29 protein-coding genes are annotated in these 18,367 nt (G+C 34.6%); 2 read left to right on the top strand and 27 right to left on the bottom strand.

What is annotated here, in order from left to right; all coding sequences use genetic code 11:
- Window positions 1-36: 36 nt before the first annotated feature.
- Window positions 37-384 (top strand): helix-turn-helix domain-containing protein, encoded by a 348-nt coding sequence (locus H8707_RS14050; protein WP_262430780.1) that lies wholly within the window; start codon window positions 37-39, stop codon window positions 382-384.
- A gap of 25 nt (window positions 385-409) precedes the next feature.
- Entirely contained in the window at window positions 410-904 is a 495-nt protein-coding gene (locus H8707_RS14055; protein ID WP_262430781.1) for an ImmA/IrrE family metallo-endopeptidase, read from the top strand.
- A 523-nt stretch (window positions 905-1,427) separates the two neighbouring features.
- On the opposite strand, the gene H8707_RS14060 is transcribed toward H8707_RS14055, so the two are convergent.
- From H8707_RS14060 to H8707_RS14190, 27 genes are all read right to left on the bottom strand, one after another.
- Entirely contained in the window at window positions 1,428-1,562 is a 135-nt protein-coding gene (locus H8707_RS14060) for a hypothetical protein (RefSeq protein WP_262430782.1), read from the bottom strand.
- A gap of 319 nt (window positions 1,563-1,881) precedes the next feature.
- Complete coding sequence (locus tag H8707_RS14065; protein ID WP_262430783.1) at window positions 1,882-2,199, bottom strand: phage holin family protein; 318 nt, start codon at window positions 2,197-2,199, stop codon at window positions 1,882-1,884.
- Window positions 2,200-2,201: 2 nt separating this feature from the next.
- On the bottom strand, window positions 2,202-2,483 hold the full coding sequence (locus H8707_RS14070) for a hypothetical protein (RefSeq protein WP_262430784.1): 282 nt from the start codon (window positions 2,481-2,483) through the stop codon (window positions 2,202-2,204).
- Complete coding sequence (locus H8707_RS14075) at window positions 2,483-3,217, bottom strand: N-acetylmuramoyl-L-alanine amidase family protein (protein WP_262430785.1); 735 nt, start codon at window positions 3,215-3,217, stop codon at window positions 2,483-2,485. The genes H8707_RS14070 and H8707_RS14075 overlap by 1 nt, the downstream gene beginning before the upstream one ends.
- A 4-nt stretch (window positions 3,218-3,221) precedes the next feature.
- Entirely contained in the window at window positions 3,222-3,455 is a 234-nt protein-coding gene (locus H8707_RS14080) for a hemolysin XhlA family protein (RefSeq protein ID WP_262430786.1), read from the bottom strand.
- Window positions 3,456-3,542: 87 nt separating this feature from the next.
- Complete coding sequence (locus tag H8707_RS14085; protein ID WP_262430787.1) at window positions 3,543-3,719, bottom strand: hypothetical protein; 177 nt, start codon at window positions 3,717-3,719, stop codon at window positions 3,543-3,545.
- Window positions 3,716-3,940, bottom strand: coding sequence for a hypothetical protein (locus H8707_RS14090; RefSeq protein ID WP_262430788.1), 225 nt, complete (start codon window positions 3,938-3,940; stop codon window positions 3,716-3,718). Before H8707_RS14090 ends, H8707_RS14085 begins: the two co-directional genes overlap by 4 nt.
- Before the next feature lies 1 nt (window position 3,941).
- Window positions 3,942-4,997, bottom strand: a complete 1,056-nt coding sequence (locus H8707_RS14095; protein WP_262430789.1) for a hypothetical protein — start codon at window positions 4,995-4,997, stop codon at window positions 3,942-3,944.
- On the bottom strand, window positions 4,997-6,088 hold the full coding sequence (locus tag H8707_RS14100; protein ID WP_262430790.1) for a siphovirus ReqiPepy6 Gp37-like family protein: 1,092 nt from the start codon (window positions 6,086-6,088) through the stop codon (window positions 4,997-4,999). The genes H8707_RS14095 and H8707_RS14100 overlap by 1 nt, the downstream gene beginning before the upstream one ends.
- A 2-nt stretch (window positions 6,089-6,090) precedes the next feature.
- Entirely contained in the window at window positions 6,091-6,969 is an 879-nt protein-coding gene (locus tag H8707_RS14105; RefSeq protein ID WP_262430791.1) for a phage tail family protein, read from the bottom strand.
- A complete protein-coding gene (locus H8707_RS14110; protein ID WP_449406490.1) occupies window positions 6,970-9,249 on the bottom strand; it encodes a phage tail protein in 2,280 nt (759 codons plus the stop codon).
- A gap of 1 nt (window position 9,250) precedes the next feature.
- Window positions 9,251-9,631 carry a DUF5361 domain-containing protein gene (locus tag H8707_RS14115; protein ID WP_262430793.1) on the bottom strand — a complete coding sequence of 127 codons (381 nt, stop codon included), beginning with the start codon at window positions 9,629-9,631 and terminating at the stop codon, window positions 9,251-9,253.
- 11 nt (window positions 9,632-9,642) lie between these two features.
- Complete coding sequence (locus H8707_RS14120) at window positions 9,643-9,906, bottom strand: hypothetical protein (protein WP_262430794.1); 264 nt, start codon at window positions 9,904-9,906, stop codon at window positions 9,643-9,645.
- Between the two features lie 3 nt (window positions 9,907-9,909).
- Complete coding sequence (locus H8707_RS14125) at window positions 9,910-10,476, bottom strand: phage tail tube protein (RefSeq protein WP_262430795.1); 567 nt, start codon at window positions 10,474-10,476, stop codon at window positions 9,910-9,912.
- A gap of 10 nt (window positions 10,477-10,486) precedes the next feature.
- Window positions 10,487-10,822 (bottom strand): hypothetical protein, encoded by a 336-nt coding sequence (locus tag H8707_RS14130; RefSeq protein WP_262430796.1) that lies wholly within the window; start codon window positions 10,820-10,822, stop codon window positions 10,487-10,489.
- Window positions 10,823-11,059, bottom strand: coding sequence for a hypothetical protein (locus H8707_RS14135; protein WP_262430797.1), 237 nt, complete (start codon window positions 11,057-11,059; stop codon window positions 10,823-10,825).
- The gene (locus H8707_RS14140) at window positions 11,052-11,390 is read right to left on the bottom strand and encodes a hypothetical protein (RefSeq protein ID WP_262430798.1); all 339 of its coding nucleotides are present in this window, start codon (window positions 11,388-11,390) and stop codon (window positions 11,052-11,054) included. The genes H8707_RS14135 and H8707_RS14140 overlap by 8 nt, the downstream gene beginning before the upstream one ends.
- Window positions 11,377-11,796 (bottom strand): phage Gp19/Gp15/Gp42 family protein, encoded by a 420-nt coding sequence (locus H8707_RS14145; RefSeq protein WP_262430799.1) that lies wholly within the window; start codon window positions 11,794-11,796, stop codon window positions 11,377-11,379. Before H8707_RS14145 ends, H8707_RS14140 begins: the two co-directional genes overlap by 14 nt.
- Window positions 11,797-11,800: 4 nt before the next feature.
- Window positions 11,801-12,100 carry a hypothetical protein gene (locus H8707_RS14150; RefSeq protein ID WP_262430800.1) on the bottom strand — a complete coding sequence of 100 codons (300 nt, stop codon included), beginning with the start codon at window positions 12,098-12,100 and terminating at the stop codon, window positions 11,801-11,803.
- 12 nt (window positions 12,101-12,112) lie between these two features.
- Entirely contained in the window at window positions 12,113-12,991 is an 879-nt protein-coding gene (locus tag H8707_RS14155; protein WP_262430801.1) for a phage major capsid protein, read from the bottom strand.
- 4 nt (window positions 12,992-12,995) lie between these two features.
- Window positions 12,996-13,472, bottom strand: a complete 477-nt coding sequence (locus H8707_RS14160; RefSeq protein ID WP_262430802.1) for a DUF4355 domain-containing protein — start codon at window positions 13,470-13,472, stop codon at window positions 12,996-12,998.
- 76 nt (window positions 13,473-13,548) lie between these two features.
- A complete protein-coding gene (locus tag H8707_RS14165; protein WP_262430803.1) occupies window positions 13,549-14,946 on the bottom strand; it encodes a terminase in 1,398 nt (465 codons plus the stop codon).
- Window positions 14,947-15,014: 68 nt separating this feature from the next.
- The gene (locus H8707_RS14170) at window positions 15,015-15,266 is read right to left on the bottom strand and encodes a hypothetical protein (protein ID WP_262430804.1); all 252 of its coding nucleotides are present in this window, start codon (window positions 15,264-15,266) and stop codon (window positions 15,015-15,017) included.
- A gap of 12 nt (window positions 15,267-15,278) precedes the next feature.
- Entirely contained in the window at window positions 15,279-15,584 is a 306-nt protein-coding gene (locus H8707_RS14175) for a hypothetical protein (protein ID WP_262430805.1), read from the bottom strand.
- A gap of 62 nt (window positions 15,585-15,646) precedes the next feature.
- Complete coding sequence (locus H8707_RS14180) at window positions 15,647-15,880, bottom strand: hypothetical protein (protein WP_262430806.1); 234 nt, start codon at window positions 15,878-15,880, stop codon at window positions 15,647-15,649.
- Between the two features lie 4 nt (window positions 15,881-15,884).
- A complete protein-coding gene (locus H8707_RS14185) occupies window positions 15,885-17,105 on the bottom strand; it encodes a polymorphic toxin type 50 domain-containing protein (protein ID WP_262430807.1) in 1,221 nt (406 codons plus the stop codon).
- Window positions 17,105-18,328 (bottom strand): hypothetical protein, encoded by a 1,224-nt coding sequence (locus H8707_RS14190; protein ID WP_262430808.1) that lies wholly within the window; start codon window positions 18,326-18,328, stop codon window positions 17,105-17,107. The genes H8707_RS14185 and H8707_RS14190 overlap by 1 nt, the downstream gene beginning before the upstream one ends.
- Between the last annotated feature and the right edge of the window lie 39 nt (window positions 18,329-18,367).

Consider the following 18,367-nt stretch of genomic DNA (forward strand, 5'->3'; position numbering starts at 1 on the left):
ATGGAAATTCATATATAAATTGGAAGGAGGCAGACTATGTTAACTGAGTTCGGAAAGTTCACTAGAAAATTAAGAATTGAACATGTTGAGCTACTTAAAGACATGGCTGACAAACTAAATGTTTCTTCCTCATACTTGTCAGCTGTGGAAGTAGGTAAAAGACCAGTTCCTAAAAAATGGTTAAATCAAATAAGAAATATCTATTCTCTTTCAAATGCTGACTACACAGAATTATTGAATGCTGCGGATGAATCTAGAGAAGAAGTTATTTTAAATCTTGCTAATAGGGGGAATAAAGACCAAGATTTAATATTATCTTTTGCTAGGAAGTTTGATTCTTTGCAGGATTTTGAAAAGGAGCAAATTAAAAAAATACTAAAGTAGGTGATTTTTATTGAATAAGGTTGCAATGCCTAGATCACGTAAAGATATTAGAAATTTTGTTAATTTCATAAGGCAAATTTGCGATTTAGAAGATACTCTAGAATTTCCGATACTATATTTTCTAGAACACCTCTTACCCAGGCTCTATGAAGATTTTAGTTTTGAAATCGTAGAAGATAACGAAATCGATTGTGAGGCAATAGCTTATCCTAATACGAATGAAATACTTATAAGAAAAAGTGTATATGAGGGTGCTTTTAACGGAATTTTTAGGGATTTATTTACAATAGCACACGAAGTTGGACATCTTTTTTTACATCAAGAAACATCTATATCCTTTGCTAGAGGGAGTAATGTAAAAATAAAACCTTATGAAGACCCAGAGTGGCAAGCTAACACCTTTGCTGGTGAATTATTAGCACCACCTCATTTAATTAAAAACATGAGTATAGATGAAGTCTCCCAAAAATGCAAAGTATCTCGGAAAACTGCCGAGATACAAAAGAGTTACTGCAATTAAGTTTTGAATAGCATATGCTATTTAAATATAGAAGTTTAGCTCCAACTAAACTTCTAGCCAAAAGATTAAATTGACTAGCTATGTAATACTTTCCAAAATTATTATATAATATTTATTCCCTTTTGGCAACATTTTTATTCAAAAGGGGGTGAGTCCATGTATATATTTAGAGCTAGTATTACTTTAAGAGATGGCACTAAGATTTATGCCAGAGATTATGGTAAAAAGGCATTTAAAATATGGATCTCAGGTCCAAAGCAAGGTACAATAGAGTAATTATAAAAAGAATCTTTAGCTAGTCAAGATTCTTTTTTTATTTGTCCACTTTATTAATAATTTGTAAAACTAGCCCTATTACAGGACATAATAGGGTTGAAATACCAATTTCCGTTTTTTATGTAATATCTAAAAAGTGATACCTTAACTTTAATTAATATTTGCTATTTTTACTTACTTAAGAGACTGGTTAACTAAATTGTCTCTATCTTTTTACCTATATTGTAATAAATATTCTTCAAAAAAATTATAAGCTTGCAATAAAGTGAAAATCTCTTAGTATTTTTATTTCTGATTTCAAATTCTCATGAGAAAACTTATTTCCTTTTATATTTTTAACTTTTTCTATAATCTCATCCTCAGATTCAAAATCTCTAATCATAACATTAGCAACATAATCTAATGTAGTTAGTGCTTCTAATTCAGAAGCAGTTCTCTTAGAAAAATTATCAAGAATAAGTTTGATTTTATCTTTTTCTTTATCTTCAATTTGATAGTAAACATATGTTCCCTTGTCAATAGCCTTTATTTGCCTTTTTAAGAGGTTTTATGTGTAAGTATACAATTATATTAGTATATATGTAAAATAGCTTGTACAGGCGAATAAGAGGTAGGTTGTAGCAAGAACACATATTCAATATTACTTATTTATGTAAAGGTTTGAGAATCCTTCTTTTCAAAAAATAAAAATAAGCCCTAGTTTAATCTAGGGCATCTTCAGGGGGGAAATCTTCTATGTTTGCATCTTGTAAATTAGTATCTTCTTTCAATAAACCTTCAGGATAGAATGTTTGAAATACATTTCCAGTTGTACCATTATCGCTGTCTCTATTAGCATCCACATATCCCTCTGTTAGAATATAGATTACTAATGTAGATCCAGCTGTAATAATTCCAGCTATTTGTGCAACATCACTCTCAGCTACATTAAAAGCGTATAATATAGATGTTATAAATCCAATTAATGCAGCCCAAAACTTTCTTGATGATAATTTTTGTTTCCAATTTATTTTATCCATTATTAATTATCCTCCTTTGATATTATCGTTTGAACAACCTCTTTTGCTATCTGAATTACACCAGTTACGATTAATTCTCCTACCATTACAGTAAACCATCTCTCCGTAACAGTAATTGCTAACTGCTCCCAATCCTTTCTCCAAGCAAATATAACCATAACTGCTGCGAATATAAACGTACTGACAAATACTGTCTTTACCATAAAGTCTAGAAAACTTGTAGCTTTATTTATCTTCTTTAGTTTTTGCATATCTTCTCTAGTCAACTTTGTAAAATCTATCATCATTTTGCAATCACTTCATTTCCCCTACCAGTAACAGTAAGTCCTAATGCTTCTAATACCGTCCTGATAGGTATATCCTTGCCCTCTAGAGTAATGTAATTTGTATTATTTTTATTAAAACCTGGTATTTCTACCTTTTTGCTTAAAATATTTAGCTTTATTATATTTCCTGAATCTTGATACTGAATACCTAAATACTTTAGGATGCCTTTAGCAGTACTCTCGGCAAAATCTGCCTGCTTAGTTCTTAGTATTTGAGCATCACTTGGGTTAACTATAAACATATACTCAACCAGTGCAGCTGCCATGTTTGTTTTAGCTAATACAGTAAAATTTTCTTCCTTGTCCAAATCTCCATCTGACATATCTTTTCTAAATGCAATAGATGGAAAGTCCTTCTGCAGTTGTTCTCCTATAGCAGTAGCGAGTATATCTCCTTTAGTCTGTCCTTTGGTAGTCCATACCTCTAATCCTGTCGCGGTTGAATTAGAGGCACTATTCACATGAACTGAGACAAATGCATCTGCTTTAGCATTATTTGCTTTTACTGCTCGTGTTGTTAGATCTAAAAATACATCTGCAGTCCTGGAATATACAACTTCAATATTATGCCTTTTAAGAACTTCACCTATTTTCAATGCTATAGATAATGTAATGTCTTTTTCTTGCAGTCCATTTCCTAGAGCTCCAGGATCCTTCCCTCCATGACCTGCATCTATAAATACTTTTTTCATACTCTCACCTCCACATTAAAAAAGCTCCGATAAAACTAATTATCAAAGCTCCAGCCACTGTTCTCCATAACCATTTGTTATTCTCTTCTAATTCTTTAATATCTTCTTTGTTATTACATGATTGATTATATGCAATATCTACCTTGTCTCTCATCTCATTGTAATTGTCTATCTTTGTTTCTATTGTGATAACTCTACCTAATATTTCTCTTATCTCTTTTTGTATATCATCTGCCATATGACACCTCCGCAAAATAAAAGAAGGGCATTAAAAAAACACCCTTCTTGGTGTTGTTGATGTTGCGTATTAGAAACCTTATATGTCTTAACCTAATATTGCTATCTCTCTCATTGCTACTTCCATCTCTACCTCTATTCTAAGAGTAGTTGTAGTACCATCTATTAAATTCCACTCTGTCGCAGGCACTTCCGCGGTTGCTATTCTCTTTCCCATTACCAAAGTTGCATAAGCATTTGTTAATCTCTTTTGTATAGTTGTCATATTAAACCAACCTCCTGTAATATTGTTATAGTTTGTATCTCGACCTCTGCCATTAGCATTTCATCCTTACTTGGTATTAAATTATCTAGTAATTCTTGTTCTAATCTTTGTTGTTCTTCTAATACACGTTGTTGTAGGTACACTTCGCTTGGTTCAACTAGCAATCTTGCACTACCTTGTATTAACCATTTGCCTTGTTCATCAACTATATATTCACTCATATTATCGCCCCCATATCTCGAAGGTTGAGCCTGCTTTTATATCACCTTTGATGTTTATATTTAATATTGCATCAGTTTTTTTATAAACATAACTAGAAATACGCAAATCACCACGTGTTCTATGTGTGCTTATATTTTTCATTCGTGCATTATTATCATTATTTAAACATGAGAACTCTGTTTCAAAAATATTAAGTCCTATACTACCCATCCAATCTTTTCTCAATATACTCATACTAGTCATGGTAGAATAAAAACTATAAGCTTGTGATGACGATGCATAATCAGCCGATCCACCTACATAGTTTTCTGCTATGTCGTTATTAAAACAGCAGTCTAGACTATTAACGGAATCTATATTGCTACCAATAATTTTAATATCATCAAATTCTTGAGGTACACTTATGTCTAATTGAGCAACGGTAACATCAAGTATTATTACATCTATCCTTTTCCACAGACCATGCATATCATTAAATCTAACATGTCCAAAATCTTCGTCTGACGCAATTTCTGCCTTATGTTCATTAAATGCTGCAACTAAAGAGTTGATATCCCCTGCAATTAAGCTATCTACTTTACCACATAAAGCAGTATCACTTCTAAGGTCCGTTATCTTGTTAGCAACTATACTTACTACCCCAGCACCTACATATACATCAGCTAAAGCTAACTCATATGCATCCGAATCTCTTTGCAATGTTGGCGCAACTGGACTACTTGCAAATGTACCCTTTTTTACTTCTAGCCTTATTTCTCTATCTACTACATCATATCTTGCGACTATCCTATCTATGCGATTTAATACACCATCTGCCGGTTCAATTGTTAGTATATAGTCATCATCATTAATCATAATGTACCCATTTATCCAAGCTTTGCCTGCCTTAACTGTGACAGTCATATCCGGAGTTAACTGTTCTGCCACTTGTAACCCATCTGAGGGGTTAGGAAATACTCCATTACCTATAAAACTAGAAAAATACTCTGCAAATCTCTTAGCATCATATTTCCTATCTCCATTAACACTATTAAAAAATCCACTTCGTACTGCCATTAATTTATCACCTCTTTCAACTTGTCAATCAATGTAGGCATACTATTGCCAAATGTTACGTTCACTTGCTTTCCTGATTCCTCATAGACCTCTTCTATTTCAGTTATTCTGGTGTCTATTGTTACACCCCAAGCTTTAGAAACACAGGTAACCTTGTCACCTAGGTCAAAATCCTCTTTATATACAAGATTAGAATTTAGATTAATCTTACTGTCAAATGTTTGTATATCCTTACATTCACTCAATTTATCATTCCCTCTATCACTTAATAACTGTAAATATTCTGCTTCAGGAATAGTTGTATCATCTTCCTTCTTACTTTGAATATCCCTAGCGTCTACATATAACTCATATCTATCTAAACCTACTCCATTGCCAACGGTAACTTTCTTTCTGTCTACTCCTTCTCCTTCTCCTGCAACCAATGCAATATTTCTATAGTTATTTGAACTATCCGTATACTCTTGTTGAAGTACATTCTCAAATTCTCTTGAAAAGATAGCTGGAGGATTGACCCCGTTAGTTGTTCTGTCTAACCCTTCGTAAATATCAAATATTAATCGTTTATTTTGTAGGTCAAATAATGTTCTAATTCCTAATTCAGCAGTATTTGCTATTTCCTCCACTTTATCAAGTAGATTTGCATAGCTTGTCTGAATATTTGATGTTTGAGTATAACCTTTGACCTCATTAAGTGCTATCAAATCAATTTTTCTATCTGTATCCGAGGGATTTATACAGTTCTTATCGATAAGCTCCCTCATAGCCAATTCTGACGTTGTATTTAAGTTTTCAGTTCCCCATATAATTCTTCTGTTTAAATAACCTGTCAAGAACTTACCTTGCACTACTAAAATTTCATCCCCATCATCATTCAATGCTAGATTTCTATATTGGATATAACCAGCTTCAGCATCATCATTCTTCCAGATAAGATTCCCTCTTTTTAGCAAATTTAACGTTTCAGGAGTTAATGCACAATGCAATTCAAAGTCACCATGTGTGCTATATCTTCTTCTCCATATCAAACTTGTATAACTTCCCAATATACCTTCTAGATTTAATTCCTTATCAAATATATATACTTCCATAATTACACCCCTAGGTATTGAGGATTATAATATATATCAACTTCAAGGCTATCTATACCTTCATCTGCATCATACCTGAATAAATTATCTCCAGGGTCCAATTGAAGGAAAGTTGACGTGAAATCTATCCAGTTAAAAGCATTGCTTACCACACCATTTTTATTAAGCTCTACTCGTTTGTTTTGGAAGTGTGTTGTAACAGTAATTATTTCTCCTGCTACCATAGATTTATTTATTTTAAAATATTCTCTCGTGTCTATATTAAAGAGGCTAGGATTAACTACTGTGGCCAAAGCCTTGAACTGTACCTTCATTCCGCAATGTACGTCGCCTTTATTCTCTACATTAATGATTAGAGAAGGTTCTCTAAATCCTATTTCTATACCTTCACTGATTAACTCAATAGGAAATTCAAACGCACCTCTCCATATTGCTATTTCTGCTTTAGATTGAGTTATATCTTGCCAATATGGATTAGGGGCGACTAGATCAACTACAAAATACAATACACTAAACACATTAAAGGGCATAGAAAAAGTAGGAGCAGATTCAACTTGACACCTTATCCTCTTCTTTACATCTCCATATTCATACTGTAGCCAGCCTTGCACTTTTGGATTAAACACTTGCAATAGCTTTGCTTTACGCTTAATCAACGTACTTTTATCCATATCTTTAATAACTCCTATAATTTGCAAATGTCGTTCTTTTAGATTTACATTAGTAATAGTTGACCCATCTTGTCCTACACCTTTTGATGATGTTATGTTTGCCTCTGCACCATCTCCCCCTATGAAGCTTTTTAATAAATAAGGGAAAGTATTTGATATTACAACACTCTCGCCCCTGTCATTTTCGTATATAATTTTTATATTCCTCACCTACCTTAACAGTGGTAAAACTATTTTAGTTGCTGCCTTTGCAGCTTCTTTTGCTATTTCACTTGGACTTAGTGCTTTAGGGCTATATATATTGTTAACCTGACTTATGGTAGGACTATTTGATTTATTGTTTCCGCCTCCACCTCCGCCTCTTTTACCATCTATCAAATCTAGTATGTTATCTCCTGCATTTGCCATACTTTCAGGAGTTATCCATCCACTTTCTAGCAAATCGTTTAAACTGCTTGCTCTGCTTGCCTTTTCTCCGCTTGTAAGTGTTCTTTGCTGTAATAATTTACTATTTGCATCTTCTATACTTTTCGATAAATTTTCTTGTTGTATTTGTAAGTCAAGCAAAGCTTCTTTATATTTCATAGCTTCAATCGAGCCAGCTCCGTAATGTAGCAACGCATCATTTAAAGCTTGTGTTGTAACTGCTATTTGTTGATTTAGCATCTCATGTTTTTGTTTCTGCATCTCAAGCTGTTGTCCAAGGTATTTAGAACTTTCAGCTACTGCATTGTTTTTCAGTGCCCATAAGTCAAATTCTTTTTGAAGTATGCTTACGGTAGAGGTAACATATTCATTTACTTTTGAAAGAGCTGTACCGACCGCTTCTGCAAGCAGTTGAGCCTTGCTAATAGGCTTGACTGCATTCTTTTCTATTCCTACTGCAAGCCCTTCATCAATGTATCTCCCGTATTCCGCCATTAATGTTGAAGGTGATTTTATACCAAAGAAATTTTTAAAAGCTTGAGCAATATTACTTGCAAATCCTTTTATTTTTTCAACTAACCAATCAGCCATAGAGGTAATACCTTCCCATAATCCTATAACTATATCCTTACCAGCACTTAAAACATCTGGTATTTTAGATATTAACATTGCTACAAATTTTGCCATTAATGTTACTGCTGTTGCGATTAGCTCTGGTAACCTGTCAATAATACCAGCAACTAATTCGGTAATAATCTTCCAACCCGTTTTGAAGTATTCGGGGTAATTTTTTATAATTACATCAATGAAATTACTTACCGCTTTGATTGCACTATCAATAACTGCTGGTAAATTCTTTATAATTCCATCAACTAGATTTAATATTAAATCTTTACCTGCTTTTAGAATGGTCGGCAAATTCTTCATTATAAATTCAACAAAAGTAGAAATAACATTTCCAGCGCTTTCCACGAGTTTAGGAATGGATTGAAATATTCCATTTACAATATTTGTAATTATTTCTATACCTTTATCCAAAAATATTGGAAGTTTTTCTGTGATTAATGACATAGCATTAGCAGCCATGTTTTCTAAGGTTGACAGTAGGTTAGGTAGTCCTGTTGTAATACCTGTGGCTAGTTGACTGACAAACCCGGTACCAGCCTCCAAAAAATAAGGAGCCGCTTCTTGAATAAAGGTTACAATCGCACCGGGCAATGCTTTGAGAATATTGCCTATCATTGGAATAAAATTACCAAATAGAAAGGTCGACACTGTCTGCGCTAAGGCCTGTAAAGATGGTGTTACATCCTGTCCAAGTGCTAGATTTCCTAAAAAGTTAGAAAATGCACCTTTCATAGATGCCAAAGAACCGCTTAACGTTTCAGCTGATTCAAGCGCTGTTGTACCTGTAACCCCCAACTCTTCTTGCACTGCGTGGATAGCGTCATAGACATCAGCTAGATTGTTAATGTCGTACTTAACGCCGGTTAGCTTCGTCGCATCTGCCAGTAATCGTTCCATTTCTGTTTTTGTACCACCGTACCCAAGCTTAAGGTTATCGAGCATGGTGTAGTTCTGCTTTGCAAATCCCTGATAGGCGTTTTGTATATCCTTCATGTCAGTACCAAATTTATTAGCATTATCCGACATATCAACCATTGCCATATTTGCTTTGTCGGCTGCTTTTTCTGTATTGCCGCCCATGGATTGTAACAAACTTGCACTGAAAGATGTTACATTCTCCATGTAGTCATTAGCCGATAGTCCCGCTGTTTTATAAGCGTCGTTTGCGTACTGCTTAACCTTATCTGCATTTTCTTTGAATAAAGTCTCAACTCCTCCTAATGACTGTTGTAAGTCACCGCCAGCTGTAAGCGCAGCTCCTATAGCTTTGCCTATTCCAGCTACTGCTATAACTTTTTTAATTGCACTAGCAATTTTACTTCCTGCACTTTTCCCAGCCGATGTAGCTTCAGGATCTAATTCTTTTCGAATTGCTCCACTTATCCCTTTTGCTGACGGTATAATTTGTACATAAGCCTGGCCTAATTCAGTCGCCAAATTAATCACCTCCTGCCATTACACGATTAATTATTTCATTTCTTGTTTTTTCAAAGTCCTCGCCAGAATTAAATACGATTACATCACTGTCTTTGTTTTCTTTAGCTACTAAAGAATCTAAAATCATTGTTGGCCTATTAATTCCTTTTTGGCTATCTTTTGTCTGTGCCCAAAGTAAAATGCTTAATCTATCAACAATTCCTGCTAAAAGTAAGGTGTCCGTTGATACTTTTTGACCGCTTAATTTCATTTTAATTCTGGAATCATCTTTTAGACCAACGGCAAAACAAGCTACCCTTGTTAAAGATAGCTTGTTATAATCGTAAATATGATATGTTTCTGCTAAATCACATATCAATGCATCCTCATCTTCTCTTATCATTTCTGCGAGGACTAGGAGTTTTTTGTTTCTGGTTGATTAGTAAATATTTCAATTATTTCATCCGACATCTTATCCATTGGAACTGTCTTACCTTCTGTTCTTAAATGGTCTTTAAGAAGTTTGGCTTGGTCTTTTCCTAATAATAAATTTACCGTCTTTGCTAAAAGTAATGGATTTTCGTCTAATTCTGCTATACATTCCAATAACTCGTAGTTATTTAATCTCTCATTTGGTATTTCATAATTAAATCCAGATTTAGTTGTTCCCTTAACCATCTATTATTCACCTGCTCCCACTGGCTTTTGTATATATTCGTAATGCGTATTCTCTGTTGTGTCTGGCATTGCTTGCAAGGTAGTTTCATAGCCGATTGCGTCTGCGTCTACATAGCTAATTTCTCCAATTTCCGAAACTTTCCCATTTGGAATAACAATCCTTTTTAAGATACCTGCCTTTAGTACCATATCTACAACCAAACAATGTTCTTCTAACTCTTTAGCATTTGCTGTAATTTTAATCCCTGTTTCTAAAGTTCCTGTGATGTTCTCTTGCCCATATACCTCTTTTAATACATCTACATTTGTTGCTTCAATCAACGTGTATTTAAACGTATCTGGCTTGTCTGTTTGCACTACCGCTACATTATCGCCACCCCACGCTTTTATAATCTCACTTGATGGAGAATTTTCGTTCCTTAGCCCATCTTCGGATATATAGCCTAAGCTTTTAAATGCTGCATCTAGTGCTGTAACTGCATCTATTGGTAATGTTGTGCCTAATGGAGCTGAATACACTGCTCCACCAACCTTTGGTTTAGCTGTTGAAACATTCTCTACATTGCTCATTTTTTACCTCCTAATAATATTTAATATCGAATACTGCTTGATAACGGTATTCTTTCGTTGTTGTATCCGTAAAATTGTAATCAGTATTGAGCTTGACTCCCCTAATTTCATCAAGTTCAACCATACTTTCCACTGCCTTTTTTACTCTTTCATTTAATTCTACTGCCTCATAAATGCTTTTTCCATAGCTTTGAAATGCAAATGTAGCTGATGGTAGATGATTGTTTTTCCTACTGCTCGTCTTTTCTAAAACAACGTAACTTCCATAGCTTGTACTTGGTTTTTCAAGAAAGACCTGTTCTTCAAGTACTGAATCTAGGTGATTTTTTATTATTACCTCAATCATCTACTTCACCGCCTTTAATATAGTGTTGTTCCTTAAATTATCTGCCTTTGCTTGATAAGTGTTTGCATAAACCATTGCATTGGCTCTTGTCTTTCCTACACGAGTGTCTTGTTCATAGCCATCTCCGCACCTGTTCCGGATTCCTGTTGCGTATTCCTTTAAGACCTCTTGCATTTCATCGGATTTTAATAATTGGCCTACACCTTTACGGTTTAATGTGAATTTCAACTTAGCCATATCTTTCCACCATCACTTTTTTATTCCAGTCTAGGGGAATCATATCTTCTATGCCTTCTAGGACTGCGCCGAACACTCGCCATCTCTTGCCAAAAAACTTAACTTCCTGGTCTTCCCAGGTGTTGTCATCACCTTTGGGGATTGCTAAAGTATATACTGCTTTTTTACCTGTAAGATTTAATTGATTTATAACATCATCAGATAAGGTTGGACTTACAAGTACATTATCAACATCAATTTCTACATCCTCATAAATTGGGCTGTCAAATGGATCCTTACCTATTTCTTTTTTGTTAATTAGAGTGACTGTAATCCCTTTAATCCTTGCCATAAAAATCAATCACCCCATATCGTTGTTTTCTCAAACCTAGCCTTGCGAGTTCAGATTTCTTAATGAACAAGCCGCCACCAGGAACTAAAAAAGAACCTTGAAACGAATATCCTAATGCACTTTCTGATGTTTGCGTCATAGGCTCTTGATCTGTAGAAGTCATTAAGGTTCTTGCTACTATATCTACTGTTACAGATTTAACTACATTTGCATATGATAAGTTTTCAGTAGGGTTTTCTTCTGTAACTTCTACCATCTTATCTAAGTCTTTGCCTACTTTTTTAGCTTCTACCCGTAAAGAGTCAGAGACCACTTCAAGCAAAGATTCTGCTCTAGTGGTCTCATCATTATTTTTTAGGGGTCTCCATAATAATGAAACATCTTCAATTGTTGCATAAGGCTTCATAATATCACCTTCCTTGCATCATCAAATCATACAACTCTTGTTTCCTTGCTTTTGGATTATATTCAATCCCAAATGCATCAAGTTCTTGTTTAATTTCCTTTACTGTTATCCCATCAAAATCTTCTTCTTTTTCAGGATCTTCTTCGGCTTCTTTAATTTCTTCAATCTCTTCGACTTCTTCAACTTCATTAACTTCTTCGGCTTGAGTTTCATTTATTTTTTCTTTAACTTCTATCCAATCCCCACCAGAAATTCTACAAGGACTATCAATGATAGCCCCTGTTTTAGTGTTCTTATATCTCATTACTTAAACCTCCTATACTGTTACAACTCTTGCAAAGCTACTTGCATCCATGATTCCCCATCCAAGATAAGTTTCTGAACGTAAGTAGACTTGATTGTATCCTTTTAAGTCTTTTTCAGAGTTATCAGGGTCACCATATTTTATAACCTCAAATGGAATTTGCTTTGCATATCCCCACTTGAACATACTTGCAAAATCTCCCAGGATTACAAGGTCTTTGCTTCCAACTGCTGATACAGTACCGTTGATGTCTGTTTTTAATCCATTTATTGCACCTGGATTTGCTCCCCATGCCAATTCTGGGAATTGTTTAACACCATTGACCTTTAGCTTCGCTAGCGCAGATGAGAACACAGGTGACATTGCCATTCCATTTACTGTTCCTTCTGAACCTTGTACTATTTCAACTGCTGCTTCAATATTTGCATCTGGGTCTGCTGCAGTATATTCTACTGTTTGTGTCACCTTAGAATCAAAGTGATTGGTCCCGATTACTGCTGAGGCAGTTCCAGAACGTGGATTAATTCCGTGCATAGCCATAAGGTCTAAGCCTTTTGCGAGTTTCTTTGCATATCCATCATTGAAAGCCTTGATAATATTAATCTTTTCTTCCTCTGCAGCATAAAGAAACTCATCTGATACTCTTGCACCATATTCCACTTTTATTGGGATTATTGTGATTGGGTCTATTGAGATTCCCCCATGAGATTTAGCAGCGTTTTCTGCTACAATGTCAATCTCGTTATCCATTGTGAATGTAAATTCTTTTTGTCCATTGAACGGAATTGGTTTTTGTTGAGAAAGAATTACTAATGAACTCTTTCCTTGTACTTTGTTGATTAAGTCTGATACTAATTCTGGCTCAAAATAATTGCCTTTTGATAATGTCATAATTTTATTCTCCTTCCAAATTTAAATTTTCTAGTAATGATTTATAAGCACCATCTTTTCCATCAATAATCGGTTCAGTATCCTTTAAAGGTGCTAATGGTTCTTTTTGTTTTACAAGTTCTGCTAATTTCTTAGCGTCTGCTGTGATACTTTCTTCATCTTCTCCAACAAGTCTACTTGATAAGTCATAAGGTATTCCATGTTGTAATGCAATTCTTGTTCTCATATTTGCTGTTTCATAGCCAGCAATTTTCGCATTTAAATCGGATATATCCTTATCGTATTTTTCAGTTTTCTTGTTAGAATCGTCAATGCTTGCCTTTAGTGCCGTATTCTCTCCTTCTAGTGCAGCGTTTCTAGCTTTAATTTCTTCATAATCTGCATACTTCTTTTCTAGAGTTTCTTTCTCTCTTTTAATCCTATCTTGTATTGCTCTATCAAATTCTTCTTGTGTTGTTATAGCTTTAAATTCTTCACTCATTTATATCTTCCTTTCTCCCACTTTCCCGGTGGTATCGGTAATTTTGTGTATTAAAAAAACGACTACTAAGAGTCGTCTAATACCTTATTTTCTGTTTTTTCTTCGGCTTGAATTCATTACAAGCCCAATGTGCTAGCATAGCACTATCCATTAAACTAATATCCATATCCTCAAATTGCGATTTATACCCAAAGCCACCATTGGATCCTATTAATCTTTTATCACAGTTTGTTACTACTTGCGTTAACGAGGGTTGGTCGTTATGACAAATACTTTGTTGATATATTCCTTGTTCCCACAATGAGTTGGCTATGATTATTTCCTTCACTGTTGGTAAGTTAGGTTCTTTTAAACCAAAATCTTTCATTTCCTTAGCTAAAATATTTTGACCTGATGCACCATCAATTACCACAGTTGCTACATCTGCATTTTTTAAGAAGTTTACAATCCAACCATTGCCATTTCTAACGGATTGGCAATCTATAGCTTCTACAAATATCTTGCCTGATAATGTTCTAACTGCAATACTCATTGCAACGTTAGTTCCATCATTTCCATACTTGATTCCAACATAAAGTTTTCCTTTGAGCGTTGGCAAAGCATTAACCTGCAATTCCTTCCACTCGTTTTCTGAAATAGCTGACTTTTGATTATACTTAATCCACAGACCCAATCGTTGTATCATGAAATCAAGTTCATCTTCCCCAATTTCATCCTGGATAGAGCGTTCAGTAAATATTGTACCTATAGATGGATTACATAGATACCATAACTCTCTATCTCTAATGTCTTTTACCTCATCCTCGATTCCCCATTCAGCCCATCCAGCATTTTCTACTTTGCCACTCAAGGTGTTGTTTCTGAAATTGACGAACACAGTACCCGATGACAATGGAGTTGGTGGAGTACCACACATTATTGTCTGAGGATTTTTACTGTCAGTAACGGTGTATTTTAAAGCAGATTCTTGGTCTGTGGTGTATTCTTGCGCCTCATCTATGACAAGCAAATCAAATCCTTCACCTAGACCTCCTAATGTTGTCCTGGTCCGAAACTCTACCCTCCCACCGGTTTCAAGCAATTCTACTCTTTCCCTTCCCGTTGCCTTTAAAGAATTGTATTCAATCCCTGCTTTGTCTAGTAATCTACATAGTCTTTCCCAAGCTGTGTGAGAAGTGGTGGTTCTGTGAGCTGTATGAAGTATTTGTTCTCCTCTTTGTAGACCTTCCATTTCCCTTATTACTACAACCTCGTTTTTACCATTACGTCTAGGGAGAGAGTAGCCAAACTTTGTGTGTGTCCATAAACCATCTGAGTTGACCGCGTAAATATGTTTTGTCAAATTTATTTGCCATTCTTGAGCAGTTCTTTTCGATAGCTCATAAGTATCAATCGCATTTTGATATAGACTTTTCTTATATGGTAAAATTACCGATTGAGTAGGATTTTGATTACCAATTCTTGCTTTAGCCATCTATTATCCTCCTTCAATCGTTTTGCATGATAACCCTGTCGCTGGAAGATATTTGGATCACCTCCTAATTATTCTACTATTTCATATGTCATTTCAAATATATCAGGCTTGCAAGGATAAAATTCTCCATTCACACCTTTAATGATGTAATCCCCAACATTGGCAGTCATAACTCCCTCAAGCGTTTTTATGTGCAACCTATTAGTGCTTCTGCCTATTTCTCCACTTATCAATTGCAGTAATAGCCAATCTACACTTTCATCTGTTCCATCAAATTGTACTGCTTCAATTGCAACCGGTTTCTTTCTATATTTAGCCACTTGCTTCACCCCCTATTTGAACATATCAGGATTATCTTTAATTAATTGATATAATCCTTTCGAGATTTGATCTACTATCGTTTCTTCTCCATCATTCTTAAAATCTAATTCTCTATCATAAACAATTCCATGTAATATTTCATGAAGCAATGATTGTTGTTGTCCTTGAGTGTCTTGTAATCCTCTATCTATTGATATTTCTTTATTATTATAATCAATATGAGCATATGCTCTTTGATTATCGCAAAATAAAGGCTTTTCCTCTAATTTGACCTTGTACTCCATCCCACTTATGATTATTTTGTCTGGTATATTCAATTTCTCACCCCTTAAATTTAGGCATAATAAAAGCACTCACTATTTTTATTTAGTAAGTGCTTTTATTCAACAACTTCAATTGATTTGATTTCATAAAGATGAACTGCAAACTCGCCACCTATGTTAAAGTGCTTTGTTGGCTTAATAGCTTTTACTTCAATATACTCGCCTCCATAATTTCCATCATCATCAGGTTCATTATCTAATTCCGAAGTGTGTCCAATAACTTTGGCGATTATAATTTCATCTTCAAGAGTAATTCGCACATTTTTTCCTAGATATTTAAACAAATTCACAATATCACCCCTTTCTTCTTACAGGTACAATATGCATTCTATTTTTAGAATGATGAATTTTTATTCCATTTACTTTATTTCCTGTACTTCCTTCAATCCCTACATCGTAATCTAAATAAATTACTTCAATATTTTTACGCTTTCCTTTGCTGTCCCTTTCCATTTTGCCAGTACCAGCATACTTATTGAACAACTCCTGGGTATTGACATCATCTTCAAAATAACTTTTTCCATCTATTCTAGTTGATTTCATGTGTGGTAGTTGTTTTTCTGTATTTATTTTACTTCCATAACTCCCATCTTTTAATCTTGACTTGATGTAATAATTATCCTGAAGCTTTTCCCACTTCTCGGGAGTATTATATTTCAACTCTTGAAACTGTGCCACTGAAACAGGCATATTTTCAGCACCTAATATTTCCATATATGCTTTGAACTGCTTTGTATCATCGGCTCTATTATTTTTCTTAATATCATCTAATCCTATCTTCTTCCTTGCCTCTATTTTAGCATCTTTTTTAGGATCTATCCACTCTTTTGTCCAAATATTTTGTTTTTTTCCATCCCCTGGATAATAATCTACTGTACACCTACAATATCTATGTCTGCGGTATACATCTTTCGGAACATCAGGGTAATTATATGTACCTACTATTTCATTGCACCAATCACAACATTTCCCTGTAGACCTTCTAATTATTTTTGGCTGCAGTCCTGCCTTGCTGTGGAATTCTGCATTTGTCCGAATAGTCTCGTCAATGATGCTCTGGCTGAAATTGATAATCGGTTCATTCAGAATCCACTTGATGGCATTAAAATCATCCTCGCTAGAAATCCGATTAATAATTCCATCTACCCTACTTTGATTAAGCTCTGCTTTTTGCCCTTTCATCTTCAATCCTGCGTTATGATTTAATTCTGTTTGAACATCAGCAGCATAACCAGAAATCAATTCGTGATTCTTACCCATAGTTGAATTAATAATCCTATCCGCTATATTGAAATACATTTTACCATCCGGGAGAACTTCAGCTGTTATATTTTTACCCAAAACTTCTACTAATATTTCTCCAACTTCAATTGCAAAATCATTTGCATTTTTATATGTTGCCGTTTTATCATTCAATGCTTGGATAGCCTTTTTCAACACTTCACTATTAAATGTTCTCTCGTCAAATTCTTTTTCAATCAGTTCTAAAAGTGTAGGAACAATGTCTTTATCCATTATTCACCAGCTCCCTTTATGCCAGTTAAATCTCTTATAGTTCCACTATCTGCGTAACCAGGAATAGCTTGATTCAATTTTAGTATTCCGTCACCTACTAATGTTAATGTACTTACATCGGCTTCAAACAATGGCTCCCATTTTGCTTGTGTTAAGTAAAATTGACTTCTTAAATATGGATAATCATCTCTCAAACAAGCGCTTAAATAACCAACATTTAGAAATCCAGAACTTAAACTTCTTTGAGCTTTTCGACCTGCAAGCCTTAAATTTTCGTGACTTGCTTTGATAGCTTCTACTGACGATGGATTATCTGAAACAAAACCTAAATCATCTAGTGTTAAACCTGTTTCTCCAGCAAATCCTGCAGCTGCTGTCTTTAGTTGCTCAGTAAACGGTGACATGCTTGGAGTGGTGAATTGTCCTAACTTCGGGGATTCTCCTTCTTCATCTTTGGTAAATTGGAGCATGCTTGAAATTGTTGCTTTCCATGTTTCCAATGGCTCGGCATCTTGACTAATACCAGTTACATACTTTTGCGGGAACGAATAAAATTCTGCTGTTATATCAGCTCTCTCAAGTGTTCTTTTTGCATATCTTTGGTAATACATTCCTGCTCTTGTTATTCTACTTCTACCAAATGGTCTTACTGCATCAGGTCTATGAATAATCGGAACCAGTAACGGATATTCAACTTTGTTTTTTATGCTATTTTTAAATTTTCCGTCTTTGTAATAATCAGTTTTTCCTTTAACAAAATGAGCTTCTAAACTTGGATTTCCTTTATCGTCCCTTTCAAGAACTGCATAACCTTCGTTGAGTAATCCAGTTATGGGATCTATTATTCCTGTTGCATTAGACCCCTCAATAACTTGTAATCGTGGGATGTCACCTTCGCCTTTGGAGATGTAAACAAAACAACATGATGATATTAATGCAGAAAGTACTGCGCTATCAAAGAATATGTCAGGGCTATTCATGTTAAATATTTCGTTGATTTCAAAGTTGTCATTTTCAAATTCCCTAAAAACTAATCTATCTGCAAGACTATCAACGGCTTTTGCACACCATCCTAATACTGCTTTATACCTTATCCTTAGTTCAGGTGGAATAGTGATGCCGACATCTGCATCTTGGTATTTCATATCATATTGCTTGTACCTTAAATTCACTCTATCAATGTGTTTATTTAGCTTTTTTCTTAAATATTCTATGCCTTTCATAAGTCCTCCTTTCTATTCCGTGAGAAAAAATGTACAATA

It is taken from the genome of Paratissierella segnis, from assembly GCF_014385195.1.
GTDB classification, from domain to species: Bacteria; Bacillota; Clostridia; order Tissierellales; family Tissierellaceae; genus Paratissierella; species Paratissierella segnis.